Annotated in this window: 27 protein-coding genes and 1 pseudogene; 11 read left to right on the forward strand and 17 right to left on the reverse strand. The window is 69.0% G+C overall.

Features of this window, described 5'->3' with window-relative positions; translation table 11 throughout:
* Positions 1–5 precede the first annotated feature (5 nt).
* Both iolE (NNZ72_RS01370) and iolB read left to right on the forward strand, forming a co-directional pair.
* Positions 6–917: a myo-inosose-2 dehydratase gene (gene iolE / locus NNZ72_RS01370; RefSeq protein WP_257311528.1), complete on the forward strand. Its 912-nt coding sequence runs from the start codon at positions 6–8 to the stop codon at positions 915–917.
* A 10-nt stretch (positions 918–927) separates the two neighbouring features.
* Positions 928–1,740 carry a 5-deoxy-glucuronate isomerase gene (iolB, locus tag NNZ72_RS01375; protein WP_257311531.1) on the forward strand — a complete coding sequence of 271 codons (813 nt, stop codon included), beginning with the start codon at positions 928–930 and terminating at the stop codon, positions 1,738–1,740.
* Positions 1,741–1,746: 6 nt separating this feature from the next.
* Here the strand turns inward: iolB and NNZ72_RS01380 are convergent, their stop codons facing one another.
* Genes NNZ72_RS01380 through iolG form a run of 4 tightly spaced genes read right to left on the reverse strand, consistent with a single transcriptional unit; the run spans position 1,747 to position 5,940 of the window.
* On the reverse strand, positions 1,747–2,793 hold the full coding sequence (locus tag NNZ72_RS01380; protein ID WP_257311534.1) for a Gfo/Idh/MocA family protein: 1,047 nt from the start codon (positions 2,791–2,793) through the stop codon (positions 1,747–1,749).
* 4 nt (positions 2,794–2,797) lie between these two features.
* Positions 2,798–3,982, reverse strand: coding sequence for a Gfo/Idh/MocA family protein (locus NNZ72_RS01385; protein ID WP_257311538.1), 1,185 nt, complete (start codon positions 3,980–3,982; stop codon positions 2,798–2,800).
* On the reverse strand, positions 3,979–4,905 hold the full coding sequence (gene iolE, locus NNZ72_RS01390; RefSeq protein WP_257311541.1) for a myo-inosose-2 dehydratase: 927 nt from the start codon (positions 4,903–4,905) through the stop codon (positions 3,979–3,981). The genes NNZ72_RS01385 and iolE (NNZ72_RS01390) overlap by 4 nt, the downstream gene beginning before the upstream one ends.
* 27 nt (positions 4,906–4,932) lie before the next feature.
* A complete protein-coding gene (iolG, locus tag NNZ72_RS01395; protein ID WP_257311544.1) occupies positions 4,933–5,940 on the reverse strand; it encodes an inositol 2-dehydrogenase in 1,008 nt (335 codons plus the stop codon).
* A 111-nt stretch (positions 5,941–6,051) separates the two neighbouring features.
* Between iolG and NNZ72_RS01400 the strand changes: the two genes are divergently transcribed.
* From NNZ72_RS01400 to NNZ72_RS01440, 9 genes are all read left to right on the forward strand, one after another.
* Positions 6,052–7,065 (forward strand): LacI family DNA-binding transcriptional regulator, encoded by a 1,014-nt coding sequence (locus NNZ72_RS01400; RefSeq protein ID WP_257311547.1) that lies wholly within the window; start codon positions 6,052–6,054, stop codon positions 7,063–7,065.
* A 169-nt stretch (positions 7,066–7,234) separates the two neighbouring features.
* The gene (locus NNZ72_RS01405) at positions 7,235–8,224 is read left to right on the forward strand and encodes an ABC transporter substrate-binding protein (protein ID WP_257311550.1); all 990 of its coding nucleotides are present in this window, start codon (positions 7,235–7,237) and stop codon (positions 8,222–8,224) included.
* A 5-nt stretch (positions 8,225–8,229) separates the two neighbouring features.
* The gene (locus NNZ72_RS01410; RefSeq protein ID WP_257311553.1) at positions 8,230–9,039 is read left to right on the forward strand and encodes an ABC transporter permease; all 810 of its coding nucleotides are present in this window, start codon (positions 8,230–8,232) and stop codon (positions 9,037–9,039) included.
* Complete coding sequence (locus tag NNZ72_RS01415; RefSeq protein WP_257311557.1) at positions 9,036–9,782, forward strand: ABC transporter ATP-binding protein; 747 nt, start codon at positions 9,036–9,038, stop codon at positions 9,780–9,782. Before NNZ72_RS01410 ends, NNZ72_RS01415 begins: the two co-directional genes overlap by 4 nt.
* On the forward strand, positions 9,779–10,966 hold the full coding sequence (locus tag NNZ72_RS01420; protein WP_257311559.1) for an NnrS family protein: 1,188 nt from the start codon (positions 9,779–9,781) through the stop codon (positions 10,964–10,966). Before NNZ72_RS01415 ends, NNZ72_RS01420 begins: the two co-directional genes overlap by 4 nt.
* Positions 10,967–11,077: 111 nt before the next feature.
* On the forward strand, positions 11,078–11,623 hold the full coding sequence (locus tag NNZ72_RS01425; RefSeq protein WP_257311562.1) for an iron transporter: 546 nt from the start codon (positions 11,078–11,080) through the stop codon (positions 11,621–11,623).
* Between the two features lies 1 nt (position 11,624).
* Positions 11,625–11,963, forward strand: a complete 339-nt coding sequence (locus NNZ72_RS01430) for a cupredoxin domain-containing protein (RefSeq protein WP_257311566.1) — start codon at positions 11,625–11,627, stop codon at positions 11,961–11,963.
* 8 nt (positions 11,964–11,971) lie between these two features.
* A complete protein-coding gene (locus tag NNZ72_RS01435; protein ID WP_257311569.1) occupies positions 11,972–12,820 on the forward strand; it encodes an FTR1 family iron permease in 849 nt (282 codons plus the stop codon).
* The gene (locus NNZ72_RS01440; protein ID WP_257311572.1) at positions 12,817–14,217 is read left to right on the forward strand and encodes a 4Fe-4S binding protein; all 1,401 of its coding nucleotides are present in this window, start codon (positions 12,817–12,819) and stop codon (positions 14,215–14,217) included. The genes NNZ72_RS01435 and NNZ72_RS01440 overlap by 4 nt, the downstream gene beginning before the upstream one ends.
* A 4-nt stretch (positions 14,218–14,221) precedes the next feature.
* Here the strand turns inward: NNZ72_RS01440 and NNZ72_RS01445 are convergent, their stop codons facing one another.
* The 13 genes and pseudogenes from NNZ72_RS01445 to NNZ72_RS01505 form a co-directional block, all read right to left on the reverse strand.
* Positions 14,222–14,890: a class I SAM-dependent methyltransferase gene (locus NNZ72_RS01445; protein ID WP_257311576.1), complete on the reverse strand. Its 669-nt coding sequence runs from the start codon at positions 14,888–14,890 to the stop codon at positions 14,222–14,224.
* 2 nt (positions 14,891–14,892) lie between these two features.
* Entirely contained in the window at positions 14,893–16,140 is a 1,248-nt protein-coding gene (locus NNZ72_RS01450) for a BtaA family protein (protein ID WP_257311578.1), read from the reverse strand.
* A complete protein-coding gene (locus NNZ72_RS01455) occupies positions 16,137–17,162 on the reverse strand; it encodes a glycosyltransferase family 4 protein (RefSeq protein ID WP_257311582.1) in 1,026 nt (341 codons plus the stop codon). The genes NNZ72_RS01450 and NNZ72_RS01455 overlap by 4 nt, the downstream gene beginning before the upstream one ends.
* A gap of 7 nt (positions 17,163–17,169) precedes the next feature.
* Positions 17,170–17,973 (reverse strand): UDP-2,3-diacylglucosamine diphosphatase, encoded by an 804-nt coding sequence (locus NNZ72_RS01460; protein WP_257311586.1) that lies wholly within the window; start codon positions 17,971–17,973, stop codon positions 17,170–17,172.
* Between the two features lie 161 nt (positions 17,974–18,134).
* Entirely contained in the window at positions 18,135–19,124 is a 990-nt protein-coding gene (locus tag NNZ72_RS01465) for an acetamidase/formamidase family protein (protein WP_257311589.1), read from the reverse strand.
* 26 nt (positions 19,125–19,150) lie between these two features.
* Entirely contained in the window at positions 19,151–19,861 is a 711-nt protein-coding gene (urtE, locus tag NNZ72_RS01470; protein WP_257311591.1) for an urea ABC transporter ATP-binding subunit UrtE, read from the reverse strand.
* Complete coding sequence (locus NNZ72_RS01475) at positions 19,854–20,570, reverse strand: ABC transporter ATP-binding protein (RefSeq protein ID WP_257311594.1); 717 nt, start codon at positions 20,568–20,570, stop codon at positions 19,854–19,856. The genes urtE and NNZ72_RS01475 overlap by 8 nt, the downstream gene beginning before the upstream one ends.
* A gap of 4 nt (positions 20,571–20,574) precedes the next feature.
* Complete coding sequence (locus tag NNZ72_RS01480; RefSeq protein WP_257311596.1) at positions 20,575–21,633, reverse strand: branched-chain amino acid ABC transporter permease; 1,059 nt, start codon at positions 21,631–21,633, stop codon at positions 20,575–20,577.
* 6 nt (positions 21,634–21,639) lie between these two features.
* The gene (locus tag NNZ72_RS01485; RefSeq protein WP_257311598.1) at positions 21,640–22,512 is read right to left on the reverse strand and encodes an ABC transporter permease subunit; all 873 of its coding nucleotides are present in this window, start codon (positions 22,510–22,512) and stop codon (positions 21,640–21,642) included.
* A gap of 75 nt (positions 22,513–22,587) precedes the next feature.
* Positions 22,588–23,817 (reverse strand): urea ABC transporter substrate-binding protein, encoded by a 1,230-nt coding sequence (locus NNZ72_RS01490; RefSeq protein WP_257311601.1) that lies wholly within the window; start codon positions 23,815–23,817, stop codon positions 22,588–22,590.
* A 17-nt stretch (positions 23,818–23,834) separates the two neighbouring features.
* The gene (locus tag NNZ72_RS01495; protein WP_257311604.1) at positions 23,835–24,479 is read right to left on the reverse strand and encodes an ANTAR domain-containing response regulator; all 645 of its coding nucleotides are present in this window, start codon (positions 24,477–24,479) and stop codon (positions 23,835–23,837) included.
* On the reverse strand, positions 24,476–25,639 hold the full coding sequence (locus NNZ72_RS01500) for a transporter substrate-binding domain-containing protein (protein WP_257311607.1): 1,164 nt from the start codon (positions 25,637–25,639) through the stop codon (positions 24,476–24,478). The genes NNZ72_RS01495 and NNZ72_RS01500 overlap by 4 nt, the downstream gene beginning before the upstream one ends.
* Before the next feature lie 220 nt (positions 25,640–25,859).
* Positions 25,860–25,995: pseudogene (locus tag NNZ72_RS01505) on the reverse strand (GguC protein); the annotation flags it as partial.

Raw genomic sequence — 25,995 nt, forward strand, 5'->3', positions numbered from 1 at the left:
GAACGATGATCCTCTACGGAACCAATCCCATCGCCTGGTCCAACGACGACGACCAGACTATCGGCGCCCATCTCTCGCTGGAAGACTGCCTGTCCGACTGCCGCCGTATCGGCTTCGACGGCATCGAGAAGGGCCACAAGATGCCCGACGAGGGCGCGGCGCTGAAGGCGAAGCTCGGCGAATACGGCCTGCGCTTCGTCGGCGGCTGGCATTCGACCAACCTGCTCGTCAACGACATCGACACCGAGAAGGCGGCGCTGCAGCGCTTCATCGACATGACCAAGGCGGCGGGCGGCGACCATATCAACGCCTGCGAATGCTCGAACACCGTCCACGGCAACGACAAGGTCCCGGTCAACGACCGGCCGATCATGACGGATGCCGAATGGCAGCGTTTCTCCGCCGGCTACGAGGAACTGTCGCGCTTCGCCGCCGAACAGGGCGTGACGATGGGCTATCACCACCACATGGGCACGATCGTCGAGAGCGCCGCCGACATCGACCGCTTCATGACGATGGCCGGGCCGCACACGCGGCTGCTGCTCGACACCGGCCATTGCACCTTCGGCGGCGCCGACCCGGCCGTCGTCGCCGGAAAGTACATGGACCGCGTGACGCATATCCACGCCAAGAACATCCGGCCCGAGATCATGCGGCAGGTGCGCGCGGAAAACCTCTCCTTCCTCGAAGGCGTGCGCCGCGGCGTCTTCACGGTGCCGGGCGACCCGGAGGGCTGCGTCGACTTCGCGCCGGTGCTGGCGATCGCCGCCCGGCACGGCTATTCCGGCTGGCTGGTGATCGAGGCCGAGCAGGACAGCGCCGTGCGCGAGCCCTTCCACTACCAGAACATGGGCCTTGCCGCCCTGAAGCGCCTGGCCCGCGAGGCCGGGCTGGACAAGGCCGCCGCGTCGGCCTGAGGAGGAAACCATGAGTCATCTGCTGCGCCGCCCCTTCGGTACCCACGGCAAGGTGCACGAGATCACCCCGCAATCGGCCGGCTGGCGCTATGTCGGCTTCTCGCTCTACCGGCTGCGCGAGGGCGAGACGGCCGCCGAGGCGACCGGCGGCATGGAGGCCATCCTGGTGATGGTGGAGGGCAAGGCGCGTTTCTTCGCCGCCGGCCGGGACTGGGGCGAGCTCGGCGAGCGCATGGACGTCTTCGAGAAGACGGCGCCGCATTGCCTCTACGTGCCCGACGGCGCGCACTGGGAGGCGCGCGCGACGACCGATTGCACGATCGGCGTCTGCCTCGCCCCCGGCTGGGCCGGGCGTGAAGCGCGCCGGATCGGCCCGGACGGCATCCGGCTGACGCCGCGCGGCACCGGCTCCAACGAGCGCCTCATCAACAACATCGCCATGGAGGCCGAGGATTACTGCGACAGTCTGCTGGTGACGGAGGTCTTCACCCCGGCCGGCAACTGGTCGTCCTATCCGAGCCATCGCCACGACGAGGACGATTTTCCCCGCATCACCTATCTGGAGGAGACCTACTACCATCGCCTCAACCCCGCCCAGGGTTTCGGCGTCCAGCGGGTCTATACCGAGGACGGCACGCTCGACGAGACGATCGCGGTGAAGGACCACGACGTCGTGCTGGTGCCGCGCGGGCACCATCCCTGCGGCGCGCCGCACGGCTACGAGCTCTATTACCTGAACGTCATGGCCGGCCCGCGGCGCGCCTGGCGCTTCGAGCCCGATCCGGCGCATGCCTGGATCCTCGAACGCGACAAGCCGCGCTGAGTGCCTTCATTCGTCGAGCCCGGCTTCCGTGAAGCGGATGCCGAGGCCGCCACGGATGGCATCCAGCACCGCCATCGTGTCGAGCGTGGCATCGAGCGGCCGGCATGCGCTTTCAAGGCCGCCGGCGGAAATCGTCCGGGCGACGTCGGCGGCCTCGTAATAAAGCCCCTCGAAATGCGCTCCCCTCGGCTCCTCGTAGCGGAGCACGACCGAGCCGTCGAGCGAGCGGACCTCGAACCCGCCGGGCAGGTGGAACTCCGAGGTGAAGCGGATCGAGCCCTTCGTGCCGACGATCGCGGCATTGGTGGGCGTGAAGCCGTAGAGGGTCGTCGACATCGTGCCGAGCGCCCCTTTCGCGTTGGCGAGCACCACGGAGAGCTGGCCGTTCACGCCGGCCGGGTCGTCCGTGCCGAGGCCCACGACCCGTTCCGGCACGTCGAGGAGCTTGGTCAGGAACGAGACCGGATAGGTGCCGAGGTCGAGCAGCGGGCCGCCGGCGAGCCGTGCATCGAAGATGCGGTGGCCGCGCGGCAGGTATTCGCCGTATTCCGTATAGACCGACCGGATCTCGCCGATCGTCCCGGCATCGAGCACCTGCTGGAGGACGTCGAACTTCGGCAGGAAATACGTCCACAGCGCCTCGGCGAGGAACACGCCCTTGCGCCGCGCCGCGGCGACCATCTCCATTGCCTGCGCCCGGTTCAGCGCCATCGGCTTCTCGACCAGCACATGCTTGCCCGCCTCGATGGCCAGCAGCACATGCGCATGGTGCAGGTTGTGCGGCGTCGCCACATAGATCACGTCGATACCGGCATCGGTGACCAGCGCCTCGTAGCTGCCATGGGCGCGGGCGATCCCGAAGCGGGTCGCGAAGGCATCGGCCGCCGCTTGCGTGCGCGATCCGACGGCGGCGATCTCCTGCCGGGTGTGCGCCTTGACGGACTGCGTGAACTTCCCGGCGATCCAGCCGGAGCCGAGGATGCCCCAGCGCAGCGGCGGGGCCTCCATGGCAGGCGCGATCCGCGCGGCGGGCAGCGTTTGCGGGAACGTCATGGCCTCATCCCTCCACGCGGCCGGCGACGGTTTCCCACGCCTTCGTCTCCAGCGAGCGCTCCATCGCGTCGATGATGCGCTCGTTGGCAAGCCCGAAGGCGAAGTTCGGGAAGCAGTCGGCGTCGTTGACGATGCCCTCGATCAGGTCGCGCACCTCGATGACCTTGACGTCGAAATAGCCGAGCCCGCCGCCGGCGAAATCGAAGCCGAAGAAGGCGGAGAATTGCGGCACCTGGCTGCCGGCGAGGATCGTCTTGAAGCCGCGGTCGGCCTTCGGGTCGTTGAAGCGGGAGACCTTCAACTCGTTGAAGCGCTCGCCGTCCATGAGGATCGTGCCCTCCGTGCCCGAGACCTCCCAGTAGACGCCGAAGACTTTTCCCGCCGCCACGCGCGAGGCCTCGATCGTGCCGCCGGCACCGCTCGAAAAGCGCACGAGCGTCTGGATCTGGTCCTCGTTCTCGACTGTCGCCCGCGGCGCGTCCCCGGATGCCTTCGCGCCGTAGCCGGAGCCGCCCTGCGGCACCGGCCGCGTCGGGAAGAAGGTCTGCGATTGGGCGACCACGCTCTCGACGTCGCCCATCAGGTATTGCGCCACGGAGATCACGTGGCTGCCGAGGTCGCCCAGCGCGCCGGAGCCCGCCTCCCTGCGCGTGCAGCGCCAGGAGAAGGGAAGGTCGGGATCGTTGAAGAAGCCCTGGTCGAACCAGCCGCGGAAGCGCATCGGCACGCCGATGTCGCCGCGATCGATCAGTTGCCTGGCGAGCATGGCGGCGGGCGTCTTGATGTTGTTGAAGGCGACCATCGTCTTGACGCCCTTGCTCCGCGCGGCGGCGGCCATCTCCTCCGCCTCGGCGAGCGTCACCGACAGCGGCTTCTCGCAATAGACGTGCTTGCCGGCGGCGATCGCCGCCAGCGCCATCTCGTGGTGGAGGGCGTTCGGCGAGGTGATGTCGACCACATCCACCGCCGGGTCCTCGACCAGCCGGCGCCAGTCGCCCGTGGAGCGCTCGAAGCCGAAGCGGGCGGCCGCACCCGCCGCGAGCGCCTCGCTCGCATCGGCGAGCATGTAGAGGCAGGGAACGGCCGGCAGGTCGCGGTAGAGCAGGCTCGCGCGGCGATAGGCATCCGCATGCGCCTGGCCCATGAAGCCGGAGCCGATCAGGCCGATGTTGAGGGTCTTCCTGCTCATGTGCGGTCTCCCTTGGCGAAGGTGTCGAGGATATGGTCGAAGGCGCGGCTGACGGCCGGGCGCGGCGGGGCGAGCGCCGGGTCCTGCTCGGCCTCCACCACCAGCCAGCCGCGATAGCCGCTGTCGCGGACGAAGCCGGCGAGCGGGGCGAAATCGACGGTGCCGCCGCCCGGCACCGTGAACATGCCCAAGCGGACACCGGCATTGAAGCTGAGGTCGCCGGCCCGCACCGCCGCCATCTCCGGCCCGCGCACGTCCTTCAGGTGGATGTGGACGATGCGGTCGCCGAAGCGCTCGATCAGCCGGACGTAGTCGAAGCCGCCGGCGACAGCATGGCCGGTGTCGAGCAGCAGCCCGACCTCCGGGCCCGTGCGGTCGAACAGGCGGGAGATCTCGTCGAAGGTCTCCGCCACCATCATCAGGTGGTGGTGATAGGCAAGCGTCAGGCCGTAGTCGCCCGAGAGCCGCTGGGCGAATTCGCCGAGCCGCGCGGCATAGGCCGCGACGTCCGCCTCCGGCATGAGGCGCCTCTGCGACATCGGCGCGTCGAGCGGCGCGCCGGGCGCCATCATCGCCACCTCGCCATAGACCAGCACCGCGCAGCCCATCGCCCGCAGCAGGCCGGCATGGGCGGCGACCGCCGCCATTTCCGCGTCCACCCCGCGCTCGGCCAGCTCGCCGGAATGCCAGCCCGAGGCAAGCACGAGGCCGCGGCTTTCCAGCAGCGGCGCGAGGAGTGCCGGATCGCGCGGGAACTTGCGGCCCAGCTCGACGCCCCGGTAACCCACGGCGGCGGCGTCATCCAGGCAGGTTTCCAGCGATATGCCCTCGCCGAGATCCGTCAGCACGTCGTTGGCCCAGGAGAGCGGGCTCACGGCGAGGCGCACGCCTTCCGGCAGCGCCGCCAGCTTCTCTTTCGTCATGTCTTCACCCCTGTAATACACCGGCGGTCACGGCCGCCAGTCCGGCCCGATATGGATCGGCATGCCCTTCCGCATGGAGACGAGGGCCGCCTCGGCGATCCGCTGCGCCTCCAGTCCGTCGCGGATGCCGGCGAGCGGCGGCCGGCCCGTTTCGACGAGGTCGGCGAAGGCCGCCATCTCGGCGCGATAGGCCTCCGCGAAGCGCTCGATGAAATAGTTCATCGGCGGCGACGCGCGGAACCCGCCGGCATCGGCGACCGTCACGCCGCGTTGCGGCCGGTTCTCGATATAGAGGACTTCCTTCGCGCACAGCGCCTCCAGCCGCTGGTCGTAGCCGAAGGGCGCGCGGCGGCAATTGACCATCTGCACGAAGCGGCCCGAAGCCGAGGTGAGCGTGACCATGGCCGTGTCGATGTCGCCGGCCGCACCGATCTCCGGATCGATCAGGCAGCCGCCGACGGCATAGACCGTGGCGATCTCTTCGCCGAGCAGGTAGCGCGCCATGTCGAAATCGTGGATCGCCTGGTCGCGGAACATCCCGCCCGACCGCTCCACATAGGCGGGCGGCGGCGGCGACGGATCGCGGGTGTGCATGACGACATGTTCGAGCGGGCCGGCCGCACCGCTCGCGATCCGCTCCCGCACGTAGCGGAAATCCGGATCGTAGCGGCGCTGGAAGGCCATGAGGCAGGCGACACCCGAGGCCTCGACGGCCTTCGCCACCCTCTCGACGGTCGAAAAATCGAGGCTGACGGGCTTTTCGCAGAAGATCGCCTTGCCGGCCGCGACCGCGTTGAGGACGAGGTCGGCATGGGTATCGGTGGAACTGGCGATGACGACGCCCTTCACCGACGGATCGGCGAACACGGCCTCCGGCGCGACGATCTCCGCACCGAGCCGGGCCGCGAGATCGCGGCGCTCGTCGCTTTCGACGGGGTCGACGAGATATTTCATGCGCACCGCCGGCAGCGCCGCGGCGTTCAGCGCGTGGACCCGGCCGATGCGGCCGGCGCCGAAGACGGCGAGATCGATCATCTGCAAACTCTCCCATGGCCGCGGCATTGCCGTCGGTTGCGGGGACTATAACGCGGTGCTAATGAGGGAAAACGTCAATCTTGACGAGATCTCTTCAAACCGGGCAGGACGATGGGCAAGCCGACGGCAAGGGATCTAGCGGTTGCGGCGGGCGTGTCGCTCTCGACGGTCGACCGCGTCCTCAACAATCGCGGCGGCGTTACCGAGGACAAGGAGCGCCGCGTGCTCGACTGCGCCCGCCGGCTCGGCATCGACCGCGCCCTCAACCAGCGGCCGGCGCGGACGCTGCGCATCGCCGTCCTGCTCCAGGCGCCCGACAATCCCTTCCATGCCGCGGTCCAGGCGAATTTCGAGGCGGCGAACAGGGACTTTCCCCACTACAACCTGCAATTCCGGATCCACCACATCGATCCGGCCCGTCCCGCCATGACGGTGGACCTCGTCAACGCCCTGTCGGCGACCTCGGACGGGCTCGTCGTCGTCAGCCCGCAGAACGACGCGGTCGCCGCAGCCTTGCGCGCCTTCGGCCGCGGCGGAAAGCCGGTGATGACCTTCGCGACGGATATCCGCGATGCCGGTCGCTATGCCTATGTCGGCCCGGACAACCGCAAGGCGGGCCGCGTCGCGGGCGATCTCATGGGTCGCCTCCTCGGCCGGGAGGGCGGCGACGTCGTCGTCATCTCCGGCATGCTCAGCATGATCGGCCACGAGGAGCGCGAGATGGGATTCCGCGCCGTGCTGCGCGAGCGCTATCCGCGCTGCCGGGTGGCCGACGTGCTGGAGAGCATGGAGCGGGGCGAGCGGGCGGGCGACCTCGTCTTCGCCGCGCTGAAGTCCAACCCGCGCATCCGCGGCATCTACAATGCGTCGGCGGGCGCGCAGCCGGTGGTCGACGCGATGAAGGCGCTCGGCAAGCGCGACGCGGTCGTCTTCATCACCCACGAGCTCACCGAGGACCGCCGCCGCCTGCTGCGCGAGGGCATGATCGACGCCATCATCGATCAGGACCCCGCGCTGGAGGTGCGGACCGCCGTCGAGGCGCTCGCCGCCCGCTTCGGGCGCAGGGACGGGCCGCCCGCATCGCTCGTCACGCCGATCCACATCCATATGATCGAGAACGGCTGACGACCGCTCCGAGAAAACATGCCTCGAAAAATCATGTTTTCATCCGCTCTTTGCGTTGGCGCAAAGAGTGCCGCGGTGCGAAGGTGTCATGTCCGCAACGGTAATCTTGACAAACGAAAAGTCGGCGAGCCGCCGGCCGCGGCGGTTTCCGGCGAGGAAAGGACAGGAAATGACCGTGACCCTTCTCAATCGCCGCGAGGTTCTGGGCGGCCTCTCCGCACTGGCCGTCGCCACGCTGGCCGCACCCTCGACCCTCCGGGCGGATGCAGCGCTGACGCTCTACGGCCCGCCGGCAGCTCCCTCCGCCGTGCTCGCCCACGCGGTCAGGGCCGGCTTCCTCAAGGACGTCGCGCCGGCCGCCGAATTCCGCGCCTGGAAGACGCCGGACGAGATGCGCGCGGCCGTCGCCTCCGGCTCGATGGGCGCGGTGGTCATGCCGAGCTATGCGGCGGCGAACCTCCACAATCGCGGCCTCGGCCTCGGGCTCCTCAACATCCTGACGACCGGCCTCCTCTACATCGTCTCCAAGGACGAGACGCTGACGACGATCGACGGCCTCAAGGGCCGCACGCTCGCCCTGCCCTTCAAGAACGACATGCCCGACCTCGTGCTGGCGCGGCTCCTGAGGCAGGCGGACCTCGCGCCGGGCGACGTCGCGCTGGAATACACCGCCTCCCCGCCGGAGGCCGTGCAACTGCTGCTGACCGGCCGCGCCGACGCGGCCCTTCTCAGCGAGCCGGCGGCGACCGGCGTCATCATCAAGGCGAAGTCGCTGTTCATGACCGTGCACCGCGTCATCGACGTCCAGGCGGCCTGGGCAGCGGTCTCCGGCACGCCGGAGATCCCGCAGGCGGGGCTGGCGCTCACGACCGAGGTGCAGGAGGCGCTGGGCAAGACCGGCATCGAGGCGCTGCAGACGGGCATAGAGGCGGCGCTCGCCGATGCACTCGCCGATCCCCGGACGGCGGCCGAGGCGGCGGCCGACGCGCTCGGCTTCCCGGCGGAGATCGTCGCCGCCTCCTTCCCGACCAGCCACCTCGGCGCGATCCGCGCCAGTGCGGCGCGCGGCAGCCTCGAAGCCTTCTACGACGTGCTGGCGGAAGCCAATCCGGCGCTGATCGGCGGCAAAAAGCCGGGCGACGGCTTCTATCTGGCGTAACCGCGATGCAGGCGACGCTCGCAGGCCTCGGCTGGACCGGCCGCTACCTCTGGGCGGGCTGGGCGGGCCTTGCGGGCATCTTCTGTCTGCTTGCCGCCTGGCAGGCGGGGCACGAGATCTACGGCTCCTTCATCCTGCCCTCGCCGGCCGAGACGGCGGCGGCCATCGCCGACCTCTCGCGCCGGCCGGACTTCGGCACGATCCTCCGGCAGACCGCCGGCCGGGCGCTCGCCGGCTTCGCCATCGCCGCCGCGCTGGGCACAGCGACGGGGCTCGTCGCCGGCTATTCCTTCGCCGCCATGCGGCTGATGAAGCCGGTCGTCACCGTCATGCTCGGCGTGCCGCCCATCGGCTGGATCGTGCTGGCGCTGATCTGGTTCGGCTCGACCGGCGGCACGGCGGTGATGACGGTGGTGATCGCCTCCGCACCGCTCTCGTTTGCCGGCGCGCTGGAGGGCGTGGCCAAGCGCGACCGCCAGCTCGACGTCATGGCGCAGTCCTTCGGCGCCTCGCTCGCCTACCGGCTGCGCACGATCACCCTGCCGCACGTCCTCTCCTATCTCTTCCCCGCCTGGACGACGACGGCCGGCAGCGCCTGGAAGGTCACGGTCATGGCGGAACTGCTCTCCAATTCCGGCGGCATCGGCGGCGAGCTTGCGACGGCGCGCGCGCTGTTCGACATCCCGCAGGTCACGGCGTGGCTGGCGATCACCGTGGCGCTGGCGCTTGCGACCGACTACGGCCTGCTGCATCTTGCGCGCGAGGCGATGGAGCGCTGGCGCAGCGCCGGCCTGCCCTGGGGCGTGAAGCGATGACCGCGCCGCTTGTCTTTTCCCGTGTCGGCCACGCCTTTCTCGGCCGTACCCTGTTCGAGGATTTCGACCTTGCCGTCGAGGCCGGCGAGACGGTGGCGCTGATCGGTCCCTCCGGCAGCGGCAAGACGACGATCCTGCAGATCGCCGCCGGCATCCTCGAACCGGCCAAGGGACGGGTGCTTGGAGCCTGGCGCCGGCAGGCCGTGGTGTTCCAGGAGCCGCGCCTCGTCCCCTGGATGACGCTCCTCGACAACATCGCCTACGGCCTTGCCGCGCGCGGCGAGCCGAGGGCCCGGCGGCGCGAGGTCGCCGCCCGCCTCGCCCTCGAAATGGGGCTGGAGGAGGCCGATCTTCCCAAATACCCGACCGAGCTCTCCGGCGGCATGCGCCAGCGGGCGGGCGTCGCCCGCGCGCTCGCCGTCGATCCCGACATGCTGTTCCTCGACGAGCCCTTCAGCGCCACGGACGTAGGCCTGCGCCGCCATCTCCAGAACCTGCTGATCGCCGCTGCACGCACCCGCGGCTTTTCCGGCCTCCTCGTCACGCACGACCTGACGGAGGCGGTGCGCATCGCCGACAGGCTCCTCGTGCTGTCGGCGCTCGACGGACGCATCGCCGCCTGCCACACGCTGCCGGGCCGGCCCGGCGAGCGTTCCGAGCGCATGGTCTTCGAGCAGGTGGAGGCCTGGTCGCGCGATCCGGTCTTCGGCGAATTGTTCTCCGCGCGGGAGCGGCGGCGATGAGGGACCGGCCGATCCTCGCCGAGGCGCTCCGACTGTTCTTCCCGCTCGCCGCAGCCCACGGCGCGCTCCTGCCGTTCCTGTGGATCGTCGCCGGTGGCTACGACCTGCCCTTTTCGCGCGACATCCCGACCTCGCAGTGGCACGCGCACGAGATGATCTTCGGCACCTACGGCATGGCGCTCGCGGGCTTCCTCGCCTCCGCCGTGCCGGAATGGACCGACACGCGGCCGGCTCAGGGGCGAAGCCTCCTCTGGCTCGCCGCGCTGTGGCTGCCCGGCCGCCTCGCCGGCGCGGCCGGGGCCGATGCGCTGAACCTCGCCGCCGGTGCCTTCGATCTCGCCTTCTTCCTGGCGGTCGCCGTCGTGATCGGCCGCGCCATGCTGGAACGGCGCACGACGCAGCATCTCGCCTTCCTCGTCTGGCTCCTCGCCTTCGCGTCGGCGGAGACGGGCGTGCGGCTCGCCTGGCACATGGGGGATTTCGCGCTTTCCGCCCGCCTGCTTGAGGCCGCGCTCTGCATCTTCGTCGTGCTGTTCTCGCTGTCGGCCGCCCGCATCAACGTCGTGGTGATCAATCTCGCGCTCGATCCCTCCGGCGAGACGACGCCCTACCGCCCGCATCCGGGCCGGCGGCACACGGCCGGCGCCATGGTGACGCTCTACATGGTCGCCATCCTCGTCTTTCCCGAAAGCGGGGTCGCCGCCTGGCTGGCGCTCGCAGCCGGTGCCGCCTTCTTCGACCGGCTGGCGGAATGGTTCGTCGGCCGCGCGGTGTTCCGCACCGAGGTGGCGATGCTGGCGCTCGGCAACGCCTTCGCCGGCGCGGGCTTCCTGGCGCTCGGCGCGACCCGGCTCGGCGCGGCACTCTCCCCCGCCGCCGGCCTGCACATGCTGTCGATCGGCGCGCTCGGCTCGGCGGTGATGGGGGTCTTCATCATCGCCGGCCTGCGCCACACCGGCCGCAACCTGCGGCGCCTGCCCTGGCAGGCCCATGGCGCGGCGGCGCTGATGGTCGCCGCGGCACTCGTCCGCATCGTGCCGGAATTCGACTTCGCCGCCGGCCTCTCGCCCTGGCACCATGCGGCGGCCGCCCTCCTCTGGGCGGCGAGCTTCGGCGTCTGGCTGCACGGCTTCCTGCCCTTCCTCGCCGCGCCCGGCGTCGACGAGGGCGGCGCCTGCGCCTGAGCCGCCACCCCCGAAAAAAACCGCCGTTGTTTGTCCTGGCGCAATGATCGCGCCACGCGGCCCACTAAACATGACTGCGTTATTCATATTAAAAACGGGTGGACACGTCTCATGCGCGCATTTCGTCTCCTGGCTCTCGCCGGCACCGGCCTTCTCGGCCTAACCCTCTCCTCCGCCTTCGGCGCGGAATATCCGATCGGCACGCCGCAGCTTGCCGGCGGCATGGAGATCGCCGCGGTCTATCTGCAGCCGATCGAGATGGAGCCGGAGAGCATGATGGCGCCGGCCGCCGAGACCGACATCCATCTCGAAGCCGACATCCATGCGCTCGCCGACAACACGAACGGCTTCGCCGAGGGCGACTGGATGCCGAACCTTGCCATCGAATACCGCCTCGCCAAGCCGGAGGACGGCTGGACGGCGAGCGGCACGCTGATGCCGATGGTGGCGAGCGACGGCCCGCACTACGGCGACAACGTCAAGCTCTCCGGCCCCGGCCGCTACACGCTGGAATTCGTCGTCACGGCCGGCGGCGGCGGGCACGGCCAGTTCGGCCGCCATGTCGACAAGGAGACGGGCGTCGCGCCCTGGCCGGAGCCGATCACGGTCTCCTACGAGTTCGTCTTCGCCGGAACCGGCAAGAAGGGCGGCTACTGAGATGCGGCGGGCCGCGGCCCTTCTCCTTCTCCCGTTGCTGGGGCTTGCCGCCCCGGCCGGGATCGCGCGCGCCGAGCAGCCGGTCTTCAGCATCGTCTTCCGCGACGGCGCCATCGAGCCGGCCGAGATCGTCGTGCCGGCGGGCGTGCGCTTCAAGCTCGAGCTCCACAATGCGGGCGAAAGCCCGATCGAGTTCGAAAGCCTCGTCCTGCGCAAGGAGAAGGTGCTGGCGCCCGGCGCCTCCAGCTTCATCGTCATCCGCGGGCTCGATGCCGGGGAATACGAGTTCTTCGACGACTTCCACCTCGACATGCCCCCCGCCCGCCTGATCGCCCGATAGGAAACAACATGTCCGGCACCCTCCTGCAGATCGTCCTCGTCGTCTGGCGCGAGAGCGTGGAGGCGCTCCTCGTCGTCGCCGTCCTCGCCGGCTGGCTGGCGCGCCAGGCGCCGGCGGACCGGCGGCGCGGCCGGCTCTTCCTCGGGGCGGGGATCGTCGCAGGGCTGCTGTTCTCGCTGGCGATCGCCGGCGTCATCCTCTTCGTTAGTGAATGGCTCGACGGCGACCGGCAGGACTATTTCCAGGCGGCGATGGTGCTGACCGCCGCCGCCCTCGTGCTGCAGATGGTGGTTTGGATGCGCGGGCACGGGCGTGGCATGCGCGGCGCGCTCGAAAGCGGCGCGGAACGCGCGCTCGCGACGGCGAACGGCCTCGGCCTGTTCGTGCTCGTGGCGCTCGCCATCGCCCGCGAGGGCAGCGAGACGGCGATCTTCCTCTACGGCATCCTCGCCGCGGCCGGCGGCAGCCTCGATCTTCCCGCGCTCGCGGCGGCGCTCGCCGGCCTGGCCGCGGCGCTCGCCTGCTATGCCGCGCTGCGGCTCGGCACGCGCGCGCTGAGCTGGAAGGCCTTCTTCAGGCTGAGCGAGGCGCTCCTGCTCGTGCTCGCCGGCTCGCTCGTCATGGCCGGGCTCGACCGGCTGATCGCGCTCGACCTCCTGCCGCCGCTGACGCCGCCGCTCTGGAACACCGCCTGGCTCCTCGACGACGGGCGCGGCCTCGGCGGGCTGGTCGCGGCCCTCACCGGCTATCGCGCCCGGCCGGAGCTCATGCCCGTCCTCGTCTTCGCCGGCTACTGGATCGCCGTCGCCCTCCTCCTCAGGCGGGGAACGGCGCGGCAGGCAGCCGTCGCGCCATGAACGTCCACCGCGCCATCGCTCCGCCGAAAGCCGGTCCGCTGCAACGGGCCGGCGACTGGCTGATGCGCCATCGCACCACGATCCAGGCGATGCAATGGACGGTGGTCGGCGTCTATGCGCTGCTGCTCGCCGTGCCGCTCTTCCTGCCGCTGCCGGGCCGCACGGCGACCTTCTGGAACGACTTCACCCGCTTCGCACAGCTCGCCTTCTGGGGCGTGTGGTGGCCCTTCGTCATCCTCGCCACGGCGCTCGTCGGCCGCGCCTGGTGCGGGCTGTTCTGCCCGGAGGGCGCGCTTTCGGAGTTCGCGAGCCGGCACGGGCGCGGCGGCGCCATCCCGCGCTGGGTGCAATGGCCCGGCTGGCCGACGGCCGCCTTCGCGCTCACCACCCTCTACGGCCAGATGACCAGCGTCTACCAGTATCCGAAGCCGGCGGCGCTGATCCTCGGCGGCTCGACGGCGGCGGCCGTCGCGGTCGGCTACGCCTATGGCCGGGGCAAGCGGGTGTGGTGCCGCTATCTCTGTCCGGTCGGCGGCGTCTTCGCGCTCCTCGCCAAGCTCGCGCCGCTCCACTTCCGTTCCGACCCGTTCCTGTGGAAGCTCTCGCAGGAACGCGGCGACAAGCCGGGGCCGGTCGACTGCGCGCCGCTGGTGCCGCTTCGAACCATGCGCGGCGCCGGCGATTGCCACATGTGCGGACGCTGCAGCGGCTTCCGCGGCGCGATCACGCTCTCCTGGCGCTCGCCGAACCACGAGATCGTGCACGTGGCGGGCGCAACGCCCAAGCCGGCCGAGACGGTGCTCATCCTCGCCGGGCTGATGGGCCTTGCCATGGGCGCCTTCCACTGGAGCGCCAGTCCGTGGCTGGTCGCCGCCAAGCAGGCGGTCGCCACTTGGCTCGTCGACCTCGGCGCGACCTGGCCGCTGACGGCGACCCTGCCGTGGTGGCTGCTCACCAACTATCCCGAGCGCAACGACGTGCTGACCCTCGTCGACGGGGCGCTGCTCGTCGGCTATCTCGTCGCCGCCGCCCTCGGCATGGGCCTCGCGCTCGCCGCTGCGCTGGCGCTGTCGGTGCGCGCCCTCGGCCGCTTCGAGGCCCGGCGCTTCCACCATCTGGCGCAGACCCTCGTGCCGCTTGCCGGCGCCGGGCTCTATCTCGGCCTCTCGGCGATGACGGTGACGCAGCTTCGCGCCGACGGCATCCTCATCCCCCATGTGAGCGCGGCACGGGCGCTCTTCCTCGGCCTCGCCGTCGCTTGGAGCGCCTGGCTCGGCTGGCGGGTGACGGGCCTCTATGCCGGCACGCGAACCGCGCGCGCCGCGGCCATCGCCTGCCTGCTGCCCGCCTGGGCGCTGCCGGCGGCGGGATGGGTCCTGTTCTTCTGGGTCTGGTAGGCGGCTACCGCGCGGGCGGCTTGCGGATCACCGAGATCCAGGAGAACGAGCGATGCAGCCGGTGCGCCGTGCTCGTTCCGCCGATCGAGGCGGCGATCTCGGCCGCCGTCTCGAACAGGTCGGGGCGCGGCGTCACGTGATACCAGCGCAGCCAGGTGTACATGGCGCCCTTCGTCCAGGACGGCAGCTCGGCCATGTCGCCGAAATCGGCGACGTGCAGCTCGCCGCCGGGCGCGAGGCACCGGGCCGCCTGGGCCATCGCCCGCTGCCATTGCGGGATCATCGACACCGCATAGGAGATGAAGATGCGGTCGTAGCTGCCGTGGCCGAAGGCCTTCTGCGGGTCGAAGGTGACGGCATCGGCGAGCGCCAGACGGACCCGGCCCTGCAGCTCCGCGCGCGCAACCGCGCTTCCCGCCGCCGCCAGCATCTCCGCGGAGATGTCGACGCCGTAGAGCCGCGCCTGGGGATAGAGCCCGGCGGCCTTGACGAGGTTGCGCCCCGTCCCGCAGCCGATCTCCAGCACCGTGCCGCCCGGCGGCGGCCGCAGTCCCTCGAGCATCGGGTCGCGCCCGACGAGATAGTATTTGCGGGTCGCGTCGTAGAAGCCGAAGCGCCGCTGGAAGCGGTAGATGCGATCCATCAGCGCGCCGTGATCGAGGGTTGCGGCCATGGTCAATCCTTCAGGACGAGGAGATGGAAGCCGCCGTAGATGGACGAGCGGTCGCGCGCGTGGAACGCCCGCGATTCCCGCGCCCGATAGTCCCAGCGGGAAAGCAGCGACGGTGCGAGCCGGCCTTCGAGCAGGTTCGCCTCCGCCGCCGTGCGGAAGATGACGCGCGCGCCGGGGGCGGCGGTGCGGGTTATCTCGCGCCAGAGCGCGTCGAGCTGGGCGTCGGACATCCAGTCCTGCGCGTCGAGCAGCACGACGCGGTCGACCGAGGCGGGCGGCTTCGCCGCCAGCAGCTCGGTGACGGAAATGTTCTCGACACGGAAGCGGCGGGCGCGGGCGCGCACCGTCTCGAAATTCTCCCGGCGCAGATAGGGCGGCAGCGGCGCGTCCTCGCCCTTGCCATAGCCCCTGCCGAAGGCCTGCGCGGCGAAATAGTTCTCCGACAGCGGGAAGTCGCAGGCGAGCCGCTCCAGCCGGTGGCGCAGCACCAGCGCCATGCCGTTTACGGCACCGCCCGCACCCGCCAGCGCATCGTATTGCTGCGGCGGGATGCCGAGCCCGAACAGCGAGGACTTGCGGCGCGTCATCCAGCGCACCAGGCGCTTCTCGAAGAGCGGCGCGATCATGTCGTCGAACAGGCGGCGCTGCTCGTCGAGCGAGCGCGCCTCCAGAAGCCGGCGCGGATCGACGCCGTAGAGCCGCGCCAGGCCGTGGCCCCAGCCGATGAAACGGCCGAGCAGGCCGTGGCGGTAGAGCCGGCGGCCGAACATGGCGATGCGCCGCCGCCCCGACAGGGTGCGACCCTCCCAGTAGGCGCGCGTGCGGGCGTCGAGCACCGGGCGGATGAAGCACCGATAGGCCTCGACGTTGCGCGGATCGTCGGCGAGGACATAGAAGCGGCGGAAGGCCTCGTAGGAGGGAAACGTCTCCAGCGCCGCCTGCTTCAGCCGGTTGAAGGCGACGTGGGCGGGGTTGAGGTCGACGGCCTCGATCCGGCCGGGATCGGCGAGCAGATAGGAGAAGGCGTTGCAGCCGCCCGAGGCGATGGTGACGACCGTCTGCCCCGGCTCGATCGCCAGCGCCTCCATGTCGACCTCCGGATCCTCCCAGATCTGGGTATAGACGAGCGACTGGAAGAGGCGCGCGAAGACGTATTCGCCGAGCCCCTCGCGCGTGAGCGGCGCATTGCGGCGCACCGCGCTGTGCAGGCGGCGGATGGGGCTTTCCTTGCGGGCGAGCACCGTCGTCATGTTGCGCTCCGTTTGGCGGCATGGTCCAGGGCCGCCCGTTTGACATGGATGAGGAACCGGCTGGCGCATTCGCCCCAGTCGTAGGCGCGCGCCCGCTCCCGCGCCGCCTCGCGCGGCACGGCAAGCGCGTCGAGCGCCGCCTGGCGCAGGTCGTCGCCGAGGACGCCGCCCCCGCCGCCGAGGATGTCCCGCGGGCCGGTCACCGGAAAGGCCGCCACCGGCGTGCCGCTCGCCAGCGCCTCGATGATCACGTTGCCGAACGTGTCGGTGCGGCTCGGGAAGACGAAGACGTCCGCCGAGGCGAAGACGGCGGCGAGCTCCGCGCCGCGCCGCTGCCCCATGAACACGACCTGCGGATAGCGCGCCTTCAGCTGCGGCAGGGCGGGGCCGTCGCCGACCACCACCTTGGTGCCGGGCAGGTCGAGGTCGAGAAAGGCCGGCAGGTTCTTCTCGACGGCGACGCGGCCGACGCAGAGGAAGACCGGCCTCGCAAGGCCGAGGTCGACCCGGTGCTCGGGGTGGAACTGGCTCATGTCGACGCCGCGCGACCACAGGCGGATGTTGGCGAAGCCGCGCCCGGACAGTTCCTCCGCCAGCGACGGCGTCGCCACCAGCATGGCGTTGCCGGCATTGTGGAAGCGGCGGAGCCACCGGTAGGTCCAGGCCTCCGGCACCGGCAGCCGGGCGCGCAGGAACTCGGGAAAGCGCGTGTGATAGCTCGTCGTGAAGGGGCGCCCGGCGGCAAGGCACGCCCGGCGCGCCATCAGCCCCAGCGGGCCTTCCGTGGCGATATGCACGCGGTCGGCCCCGGCAGCGTCGATGCGCCGGGCCACCTGGGCGGGGGTGGCAAGCGCGATGCGGATCTCGCCGTAGCCGGGCAGCGGCACGGTGCGAAAGCCCTCCGGCGTGAGGAATTCCGTCTCCACGCCCATGCGGGCAAGCGATTCCGCCAGCCGTTCCAGCGTCGTCACGACGCCGTTCACCTGCGGCTTCCAGGCGTCCGTGACGATGAGGATACGCATGGCGGGCCTACGCGGCGTGGCGGGAGGGGAGCCGCACCGCGGGCAGGCGGCCGGCGTTCAGCACCGCGCTGTAGGCGGGCCAGTCGATCAGTTCCATGCGGCCGTCCTCGTGCTCGACGACCGCGGTGCAGCTTTCGACCCAGTCGCCGGTGTTGATGTAGGTGAAGCCGCCGAAATCGCGGATCGCGGCGGTGTGGATATGGCCGCAGATCACGCCGTCGACGCCGTGGCGCTCGGCTTCGGCGGCAAGCGTCTCCTCGAAGCTGCCGATGTAGTTCACGGCGTTCTTGACCCGGGCCTTGGCCCAGGCCGACAGCGACCAGTAGGTGAAGCCGAGCTTGCGCCTGACGATGTTGATGCGGGTGGAAAGGGCGAGCGCGATCTCGTAGGCCCAGTCGCCGAGGAAGGCGAGCCACCTGGCATGGCGCACCACCATGTCGAAGGCGTCGCCGTGGATGACGAGATAGCGCCGGCCGTCCGCCGCCTCGTGCACCGTACTGTCGCAGACCTCGATGTCGCCGAAATGGATGCCGCAGAATTCCCGCAGGAACTCGTCGTGGTTGCCCGGTATGTAGACGATGCGCGCGCCCTTGCGCGCCTTGCGCAGCAGCTTCTGCACCACGTCGTTGTGGGCCTGCGGCCAGTACCAGGACGAGCGCAGCCGCCAGCCGTCGACGATGTCGCCGACGAGGTAGATCGTATCGGCGTCGTGCACCTTGAGGAATTCCAGGAGCGCATCGGCCTGCGCACCCTTGGTGCCGAGATGCAGGTCGGAGATGAAGAGGCTGCGGAAATGTCTTGGCTGCTGCATGGCTTGCGAGTCGCCCGGTGTGCTTCGTGTTGCGTACTTTCAGCACCTGGGAATGACAGCGGAATGACACCTCCTGGGGAAACAGGGAGGACGCAGGCGGACGGACGGAAAAGGCCCCGGCGATGCCGGGGCCCTTCGCGTCCTTCACAAAGGGGGAGCGATCAGGCCAGGTAGGACTTCAGGACGGAGGCGCCGAGCGTGTATTTCGGGTCCACCATGTTGCCCAGCCGGACGCGGCCGACCTGCGTCAGCAGCATGTAGGCGTCGAGCTCGGTGAAGCCGTAGTCGGCCGCCATCCAGCGCACCAGCTCGCGATAGGCGATGCGCGCGGCGTCCTCCATCGGCCGGCCCGAGCCGATCGTCATGATGACCTTCTCGTTCTCCAGCCGCACCCATTTGAAGTTCCAGTTCTTGATCAGGTCGATCTGGACGGTGGTGACGGTCGGGTGCTCGAGGGCGACACCGCAGAGCTCGCCGTCGCCCTGGTTGGCGTGGCAGTCGCCGAGATAGAGCAGGCCCCCCGGCGCGTTGACCGGCAGGTAGACCACGGCGCCCGGCGCCACGTCCGGCAGGTCCATGTTGCCGCCGTAATAGTCCGGCTGCAGCGCCGAGATCGCCTCGATCTCCGGCGAGGTGCCGATCGTGCCGATGAACGGCTCGTAGGGGATGGTGATCCTGTCGCTCCAGGTCACGCCCTTGACGGCGTCGACATGGACCTTCTTCACCCGCTCCGGCAGGGGCGCGTTGAGGATCGCCGTGTCGCCCGTGCCGACGAGGCCGCCGAATTCCGGGATGAGGCAGGTGGTGCCGGCGGGCTGCGGCCCGCGCGGACGAATCTCCTTGATGTAGACGGCGAGGCAATCCCCCTTCTCGGCGCCGTTGACGTAGATCGGCCCGTTCTGCGGGTTCAGATAGGGGAAGTTGAGGATCTGGCTCGGGACGTCCGTCTCGTTCTTGATGGCGCCCTCGAAGGCGTCGTGGGTCTCGACGGAGACCTCCGCGCCCGGATCGACGCGCAGCACCGGCTCGACATAGGGACCGTAGACATAGTGGTACTTCCCCTGATCGGCCTCGGTCATGCCGTGGACGCTGTTGACCTTGCCCTTCGCCACTGCGCGCTTCGCCATGATCGAATTTTCAAGCCAGGACATCTGGTTTTCTCCTTGTTGGTCTCGGCCTAAACGGCCAGGTGCTTCCTGATTGTGTCGCGGTCCTCGAGCTCCTGCGGGGTCACGTGGGCGACGATGCGGCCCTTGTCCATGACGTAGCAGCGCTGGGCGAGAGCCTTGATCATGTCGAGGTTCTGTTCGACGAACATGATCGTCATGCCGCTTTCCCGGTTGAGCTGGCGGATGATGCGGCCGATGTCCTGGACGATGGACGGCTGGATGCCCTCGGAGGGTTCGTCGAGCAGCAGGAGCTCGGGCGAGCCGATGAGGACGCGCCCGATGGCGAGCTGCTGCTGCTGGCCGCCCGACATGGTTCCGGCCTGCTGGTCCGCCCTCTCCCTGAGGATCGGGAAAAGACTGTAGACCCGCTCGTAGACGTCGGGGGAGACGCGCTCGCGCATCGATTCGCCCACCTTGAGGTTCTCGCGCACGGACATGCGTGGAAAGACGTCGCGGCCCTGCGGGACGTAGCCGATGCCGAGCCGCGCCCGGCGGAAGGGCGCGAGCCCCGTCAGCTCGTTGCCGCCAAAGCGGATCGTGCCCGCCATGCTGTCCACGAGCCCGACGAGCGTCTTCATCAGGGTCGACTTGCCGACCCCGTTGCGCCCGATCACGGCGACGATCTCGCCCCTGGCGACGCTGAGGTCGATCCCCTGCAGGACCGGCTTGCCGCCGTAGCCGGCCCGCAGGCCCTTGATGTCGAGCAAGGTCTCAGTCATGGTTCTGTCCCAGATAGATCGCGGCGACCCGCTCGTCGGCGACGATCTCGTCGATCGTGCCCTCGGCGAAGATGCGCCCGAAATGCAGCACGGAGACGCGGTCGGCGACCTGGCGGACGAAGGCCATGTCGTGCTCGACGGCGAGCACCGTCATGCCCTCGGCATTGAGCTGGCGGACGATCTCCCCGGTCATGAAGGTCTCCTCCGGCGACATGCCAGCGGTCGGCTCGTCCAGCAGGAGGAGCTTCGGCTTCAGGCTGATCGCCATGCCGATCTCCAGCCATTGCTTGAGGCCGTGGCTGAGGTTGCCGGCCTGCTGGTCGGCGACGTCTTCCAGCTGCAGGAACGACAGCAGCCGCTCGACCTCCTCCTCCGCATCGCCCGGTCCGAGCCGGTGCTGCAGCGCGATCTGCAGGTTCTGGCGCGCGGAAAGCGCCCCGAAGATGCCCGGCACCTGGAACTTGACGCTCATGCCGCAATTGATGCGCTGGAACGGCTTCAGGCGGGTGATGTCCTGGCCGTCGAAGAGGATCGTCCCGCTGGACGGCTGGTGCTCCCCGAGGAGCAGGCGGAAGAAGGTGCTCTTGCCGGCACCGTTCGGGCCGATGAGGCAGTGGATGCGGCCGGGCTCCAGGGAGAAGCTGACGTCGGCGGTGACGTGCAGGCCGCCGAAATGCTTGTTGAGGTTCTGCGTCTGCAACAGGGCCATGGCGCTACTTGCTCCCGTTCCTGCGGATGAACAGCGAGCCGAGGAGCAGGCCGGCATTGGCGATGAGGCCGCGCGGCGCGAGCAGCACCGTTCCGACCAGGAGCAGGCCCATCACCACCAGCGCGTACTGGCTGCCGTAGATCGTCAGCGCCTGGAACACCGACAGCACGACCAGCGTCCCGATCAGGGTCGCGGTGAGGTCGGAGCGGCCGCCGACGGCGACCCAGATGATCGGCAGCGCCGCCGACGTGATGCCCATGCTGGAGGGCGTGATGTACTGGCCCCAGCTCGTGTAGAGCACGCCGCTGAGACCCGCGAGCGCCGCGCCGATCACGAAGGTGGCGAGCTGGTACTTGCGGATGTCGTAGCCGAGCATCTCCGCCCGCTGCGGATTTTCCCTGAGCGCCACCAGCACGTTGCCGAAGCGGGAGTTCACGAGGATGCGCAGGCCGAGATAGACGACGACCAGCAGGCCGAGGACGAGATAGTAGAGGCCGATGTCGGGATAGAGCGGGATCTCGCCGCCGAACCAGGGCAGGGTGAGCGCCGGCATGCCGCTCATGCCGTTGAAGCCGTTGAGGCGGGCGGCACCGACCTTCCATTCCGGGCCCGCGGTCTGGGCCATGAAGCGTTCCAGCGCGAGCGTCACCGACAGCGTGACGATGCCGAGGAAGATGCCGCTGATGCGCCCGAAGAACAGGAAGTAGCCGAGGATCGCCGCAAACAGCGCCGCGATGGCGATGGCGACCAGGACCGAGACGAGGCCGAAGCCGTAGGCGGTGCCGAAATTGATGGTGAGGATGCCGTAGCTGTAGCCGGCGACGCCGAAGAACGCCGTCTGGCCAAAGGACAGCGACCCGCCGTAGCCCCAGATCAGGCTGAGGCCGAGCGCCATGAAGGTCCAGTTGAGGAAGTAGATGTTGTTGCCGACGTCATAGCCGTCGGCGAACAGCGGATAGGCGAGCGCGGCGGCAAGGACGACCGCGAATGCGGTCCAGAACACGGGGCCCTTGCCCATGGTCTGCGGCCCTTCCAGCCGTTTGAGGAACCGTGACACGATCATCGTTGCTTATGCCCGATCTTTCAGAATGAAGCCCGTGATGCCTTTCGGCAGCAGGCGGATGACGATTATGACCGCAAGCAGCAGGCCGATCTGGCCGGCGAGCTGGCCCTGCCAGGAGGTGAGCGACGCCTTGACGACGGCGAGAAGTGCCGCCGCCGGCGCCGTTCCGAGGAACACGTCGGCACCGCCGACGACGACCGTCACGAAGGCCTCCATGATGAAGGTGGTGCCCATGGTCGGGATCATCGTCATGGTGGGGGCGTAGATGCCGCCGGTCAGGCCCGCGAGCGCGGCGCCGATGCCGAAGGTGTAAGCATAGATGCGGCTCGTATCGACGCCGAGTGCATTGGCCATGTGCGGCGCCTGGATCGTCGCGCGCGCCAGGACGCCGAAGCGGGTCTTGGTGAACACGAGATAGAGGAGCGCCAGCACCGCGAGCGCCGTCGCCATCAGCACCAGCCGGTAGTAGGAGAACGACAGCGCGCCCACCGTGAAGCTGCCGAGCGGCGTGCCGACGCCGCGCATGGTCGGGCCGAACAGGATCAGCGTGCCCTGCGAGGCGATGAGGCTCACGCCCCAGGTCGCGAGGATCGAATCGAGCGGCCGGGAATAGAGCTGGCGCACGATGAGACGCTCGATGACCATGCCGACGAGGCCGGCGAAAAGGCTGCCGCAGGCGATCGCCAGCGGCAACGGCAGGCCCCAGTTGACCGCGAAGACGGTCATGTAGGCCCCGCACATGATGAACTCGCCGTGCGCGAGGTTGATGACGCCCATCATGCCGAAGATGACGGCGAGGCCACAGGCAGAAAGGACCAGGAATGCGAATGCGTCGCCGAACTGATAGGCGGACGACACGATTGCCGTCACAAATTCCATGAGGCGCTCCGATTGGGCAAACAGGCTGCTGCCCGGGCGGATGCCGAAAACCGCACCCGCCCGGAAGATCGATGGTTACTGCTTGGTCGGCGGGTTGGACGGCGTGTACTGCTCGTCCGGATCCGCCTGGGTCAGGTCGCAGCCGGCGTCACCCAGCCAGTAGGGCTTGATGTTCTCCCAGACCTTCGGGAAGGAGATCGAATGATCGTCGCCGACCTTGGCCAGGAAGATCGTGTGCGACATGTGCTGGCTCTTCGGATCGAGGCAGACATTGCCGGACGGACCGTCGAAGCAGACGTCGCCCTTGGCGAGCTCGGCCCGCAGGTCGTCGCGCTTGGTCGATCCGCCCGCCCGCTCGACCATCTGCTTGTAGAGGTTCATGGCGATGTAGGAGTTCGCCGCCTCCTGGTTGACGTAGGGCTCGTTCGGGTACTTCGCATGGAACTTCTCGAGGAACGCCTTGCTCGCCGGCGTGTCGACCTCCTCGATGTAGTTGGTCGTCACGTACATGTTGGCCAGACTCGGGGGCGTGAAGCGCTTGTGCTCGTAGCCCTGGCCGACATTGACGGAGGACGCCATCGGCAGGCCGAGGTTGGCCGAGGCCGCCTGCTCGTAGTAGGACGCCTGCGCGGCGCCGACGAGCAGCGTGACGACGAAGTCCGGCTTGGCGGTCTGGATGTTCTGGATCGTCTGCGAGAACTGGGAGACGCCGAGCGGGATGAACTCCTCGCCGACCATCTCGCCGCCGCTCTCCTTGACGATGTTGCGCACCCATTCCGCCGAGATCTGGCCGAAGTTGTAGTCGGCCGCGATCGTGTAGACGCGCTTGCCGTAGGTCTCCATCATCCAGGGGATCAGCGTGGAGAACTGCTGCTCGGGCACGGCGCCCGTGACGATCATGTTCGCGTCGCAGACGCCGCCCTCGTACTGGTTGTTGTAGAATGCGAGGCCGTCGAACTGGTTGACGATCGGCCGGTAGGCCTCGCGCGAGGCCGACGAGAAGCCGGCGAAGACCACGTCCACCTTGTCGCGCTGCAGGACGCGGCGCATGAATTCCTGGTAGCGGTTGTTGTCCGACTGGGTGTCGTAGACGACCAGCTCGATCGGCCGGCCGGCGATGCCGCCGGCGGCGTTGATCTCCTCGGCCGCAAGCTCGATCGCGTGGACCTTGCCGATGGTCGCCGCGGCGAAGTCGCCCGACTGGTCCTCGAGCACGCCGATCTTGATCGGATCGGCGGCATAGGCCGCGCCAGACAGGGCGAAGGCGCATGCCAGCATTGTTGCCTGCAACAGTCTTACAGTCATTTCGTTCTCTCCTCCGGTTAACGTTTTTTTGCGTAGGTCCTGCTTGTCCCGGCAATCGTCTCGGCGTCATCCAGCTCGGGACCGTGGGCCTGGATGAACGTCTCGCAGAACTCCTCGATGCTCTGGCGCGACCGCATGCTCTCCCGGCGCAGGTGGTCGTAGGCGGCGGCATGGTCGCTTCCGGTGCGGCGCATCACGATCAGCACGGCCTTGACGAGGCTCTTGCGCAGGAGCCGGCGCCGCTCCTGTTCCTCCAGCCTGTCGGCCAGGTAGCGGCGGCGGCGGAACTCGTTGATGCCGACGAAGAGCGCCGAATAGACCGAGGCGCGGTGCACGGGCTTGCGCAGCGTCGCCGTCGCGCCGAGCTGCATCAGCGAGCGCAGCCGGCTCGGCGCCTCGACGCCGACGATGCCGATCACCGGCAGGCAGCGGCTCGGCTCCAGCGCGCCGGTCTCGACCGCCACGTTGAGGTCCGAATCGATGAACAGCACGTCCTTGTCGCCCGGCTCGATCTGCAGCCGGCCGTCGGACAGGGCGGCCATGGCGAACGACATGCCGAGCTTCACCAGCATGTCCTGGAGCTGCTCGACGGCGGCCGGCTGCTCGGTGGCGATGGTCGCGCGGTAGCCGATGAAGTTCTGGATGATGCGCGGCTCGCTCATGTGACCGCCCTCAGCTTCGGCACGCTGTTGCGCATCGCGTAGCGCGGCGTGGTCTGCACGAGGTACGGGTCGGGCCGCACGGGCTCGCCCGCCTCCCACAGGATCTCGAACTGGCCCTCGGCGCTCGACCGGCCGATGCGGGGCGTCAGGAACGCATGGTTCGTGGCGCCGTCGATGCTGACGGTTCCCTGCGGGGCCTCGACCGAGAGGCTCGGCAGCACCCTGCGGACCGCCTCGACGTCGTCGGATCCGGCCGCGGCGATGGCGGCGGCGAGCATCTTGACCGCGACATAGGACGCCTCCGCGTCCGCCGAGGCCGCCGAGCTGCCGGGCCAGCGCGCCTGGTAGGCCGCGACGAAACGCTGGTTGGCCGGCGTTCCGAGCGACGAGAAATAGACGCTGGAACTGATATGGCCGTCCATCGCCTGCGCGCCGATCTCGCCGAGCTCCGGCTCGGACAGGCTGCAGCTCACCACCGGCATCTCCGCCGGCTGGTCGATGCCGCGCGCCCTGCAGGCGGCGCGGAAGGCCTGGAAGAAATTGTAGGCGCTCGTCCCGATCAGCGTGTTGAAGATGAAATCCGGCCTGGCGTCGAGGATCGAGGCGATCGTCTTCGACAGGTCGGTGTCGCCGACGGCGGCATAGCGCTCGGCCAGCACCGATCCGCCGGCCGCCGAAAGCGCCTCGCGCAGGATGCGGTTGTTCTCCCAGGCCCAGATGTAGTTCGAGCCGATGCAATAGGCGCGCTTGCCCATGCGCATGAGCAGGAATTCGATCAGCGGGATGATGTGCTGGTTGGGGGCCGCCCCGGTATAGACGACGTTCGACGAGCTTTCGAAGCCCTCGTAGTGCGAGGGATACCAGAGCAGCGCGTCGTGCTTCTCGAAAAGGGGAATGACGTCCTTGCGGCTCGACGACGTGTAGCAGCCGACGACATGGCGGACGCCGTTCTTGCCGAGGAGGTCCGCGCTCGACCGGGCGTACTGGTCGAAGGCGCCGGCCGGATCGGCGACGATCGGCTCTATGGCGAACGGATAGTCCGCGGACGCCCGGATCTCGTCGAACGCGAGCATCGCGCCGTTGAACATCGAGCGCGACACCACCCCGTACGGGCCGCTTTGTGAAAACAGCACACCGATGCTGTATAGCGCCTTTGCCATGACCTCCCCCCAAAGCAAAAAAGTGCCCGACAGTTCGCACTGTGGGCACCCTTGCCATCAATATGTCATGTAATTTTGCGCCGCACGGGCTCATCTGCCCAGCGCTCGCCAATAGTTGGATGGAAAGATGCGCCTTGTCAACCTCGGACGAAAGAATCTTCGAATAAGCTGAACATCGAAACCCGCCGGCACCCGCCATGCAGGCATCCTCCACCGCTTCCTACAACTGGCGGATTTCGATCCGTTCTTCATCGGCAATTGCCAGCGGATTCCTGAGCGGCAGGCCGAAGCCGTCGGCGCCGATCTCGAACACGTCGCCCGCCTCGGTGCGCACGCCGTCGCCGAAGGACAGCGTC

The sequence above is a fragment of the Shinella pollutisoli genome, from assembly GCF_024609765.1.
GTDB lineage: Bacteria > Pseudomonadota > Alphaproteobacteria > Rhizobiales > Rhizobiaceae > Shinella > Shinella pollutisoli.

What these genes read in the sequence shown, in the direction of transcription:
- iolE (WP_257311528.1), top strand. Translation starts at nt 6, where the DNA reads ATGATCCTCTACGGAACCAATCCCATCGCCTGGTCCAACGACGACGAC.
- iolB (WP_257311531.1), top strand. Translation starts at nt 928, where the DNA reads ATGAGTCATCTGCTGCGCCGCCCCTTCGGTACCCACGGCAAGGTGCAC.
- NNZ72_RS01380 (WP_257311534.1), bottom strand. Translation starts at nt 2,793, where the DNA reads ATGACGTTCCCGCAAACGCTGCCCGCCGCGCGGATCGCGCCTGCCATG.
- NNZ72_RS01385 (WP_257311538.1), bottom strand. Translation starts at nt 3,982, where the DNA reads ATGAGCAGGAAGACCCTCAACATCGGCCTGATCGGCTCCGGCTTCATG.
- iolE (WP_257311541.1), bottom strand. Translation starts at nt 4,905, where the DNA reads ATGACGAAAGAGAAGCTGGCGGCGCTGCCGGAAGGCGTGCGCCTCGCC.
- iolG (WP_257311544.1), bottom strand. Translation starts at nt 5,940, where the DNA reads ATGATCGATCTCGCCGTCTTCGGCGCCGGCCGCATCGGCCGGGTCCAC.
- NNZ72_RS01400 (WP_257311547.1), top strand. Translation starts at nt 6,052, where the DNA reads ATGGGCAAGCCGACGGCAAGGGATCTAGCGGTTGCGGCGGGCGTGTCG.
- NNZ72_RS01405 (WP_257311550.1), top strand. Translation starts at nt 7,235, where the DNA reads ATGACCGTGACCCTTCTCAATCGCCGCGAGGTTCTGGGCGGCCTCTCC.
- NNZ72_RS01410 (WP_257311553.1), top strand. Translation starts at nt 8,230, where the DNA reads ATGCAGGCGACGCTCGCAGGCCTCGGCTGGACCGGCCGCTACCTCTGG.
- NNZ72_RS01415 (WP_257311557.1), top strand. Translation starts at nt 9,036, where the DNA reads ATGACCGCGCCGCTTGTCTTTTCCCGTGTCGGCCACGCCTTTCTCGGC.
- NNZ72_RS01420 (WP_257311559.1), top strand. Translation starts at nt 9,779, where the DNA reads ATGAGGGACCGGCCGATCCTCGCCGAGGCGCTCCGACTGTTCTTCCCG.
- NNZ72_RS01425 (WP_257311562.1), top strand. Translation starts at nt 11,078, where the DNA reads ATGCGCGCATTTCGTCTCCTGGCTCTCGCCGGCACCGGCCTTCTCGGC.
- NNZ72_RS01430 (WP_257311566.1), top strand. Translation starts at nt 11,625, where the DNA reads ATGCGGCGGGCCGCGGCCCTTCTCCTTCTCCCGTTGCTGGGGCTTGCC.
- NNZ72_RS01435 (WP_257311569.1), top strand. Translation starts at nt 11,972, where the DNA reads ATGTCCGGCACCCTCCTGCAGATCGTCCTCGTCGTCTGGCGCGAGAGC.
- NNZ72_RS01440 (WP_257311572.1), top strand. Translation starts at nt 12,817, where the DNA reads ATGAACGTCCACCGCGCCATCGCTCCGCCGAAAGCCGGTCCGCTGCAA.
- NNZ72_RS01445 (WP_257311576.1), bottom strand. Translation starts at nt 14,890, where the DNA reads ATGGCCGCAACCCTCGATCACGGCGCGCTGATGGATCGCATCTACCGC.
- NNZ72_RS01450 (WP_257311578.1), bottom strand. Translation starts at nt 16,140, where the DNA reads ATGACGACGGTGCTCGCCCGCAAGGAAAGCCCCATCCGCCGCCTGCAC.
- NNZ72_RS01455 (WP_257311582.1), bottom strand. Translation starts at nt 17,162, where the DNA reads ATGCGTATCCTCATCGTCACGGACGCCTGGAAGCCGCAGGTGAACGGC.
- NNZ72_RS01460 (WP_257311586.1), bottom strand. Translation starts at nt 17,973, where the DNA reads ATGCAGCAGCCAAGACATTTCCGCAGCCTCTTCATCTCCGACCTGCAT.
- NNZ72_RS01465 (WP_257311589.1), bottom strand. Translation starts at nt 19,124, where the DNA reads ATGTCCTGGCTTGAAAATTCGATCATGGCGAAGCGCGCAGTGGCGAAG.
- urtE (WP_257311591.1), bottom strand. Translation starts at nt 19,861, where the DNA reads ATGACTGAGACCTTGCTCGACATCAAGGGCCTGCGGGCCGGCTACGGC.
- NNZ72_RS01475 (WP_257311594.1), bottom strand. Translation starts at nt 20,570, where the DNA reads ATGGCCCTGTTGCAGACGCAGAACCTCAACAAGCATTTCGGCGGCCTG.
- NNZ72_RS01480 (WP_257311596.1), bottom strand. Translation starts at nt 21,633, where the DNA reads ATGATCGTGTCACGGTTCCTCAAACGGCTGGAAGGGCCGCAGACCATG.
- NNZ72_RS01485 (WP_257311598.1), bottom strand. Translation starts at nt 22,512, where the DNA reads ATGGAATTTGTGACGGCAATCGTGTCGTCCGCCTATCAGTTCGGCGAC.
- NNZ72_RS01490 (WP_257311601.1), bottom strand. Translation starts at nt 23,817, where the DNA reads ATGACTGTAAGACTGTTGCAGGCAACAATGCTGGCATGCGCCTTCGCC.
- NNZ72_RS01495 (WP_257311604.1), bottom strand. Translation starts at nt 24,479, where the DNA reads ATGAGCGAGCCGCGCATCATCCAGAACTTCATCGGCTACCGCGCGACC.
- NNZ72_RS01500 (WP_257311607.1), bottom strand. Translation starts at nt 25,639, where the DNA reads ATGGCAAAGGCGCTATACAGCATCGGTGTGCTGTTTTCACAAAGCGGC.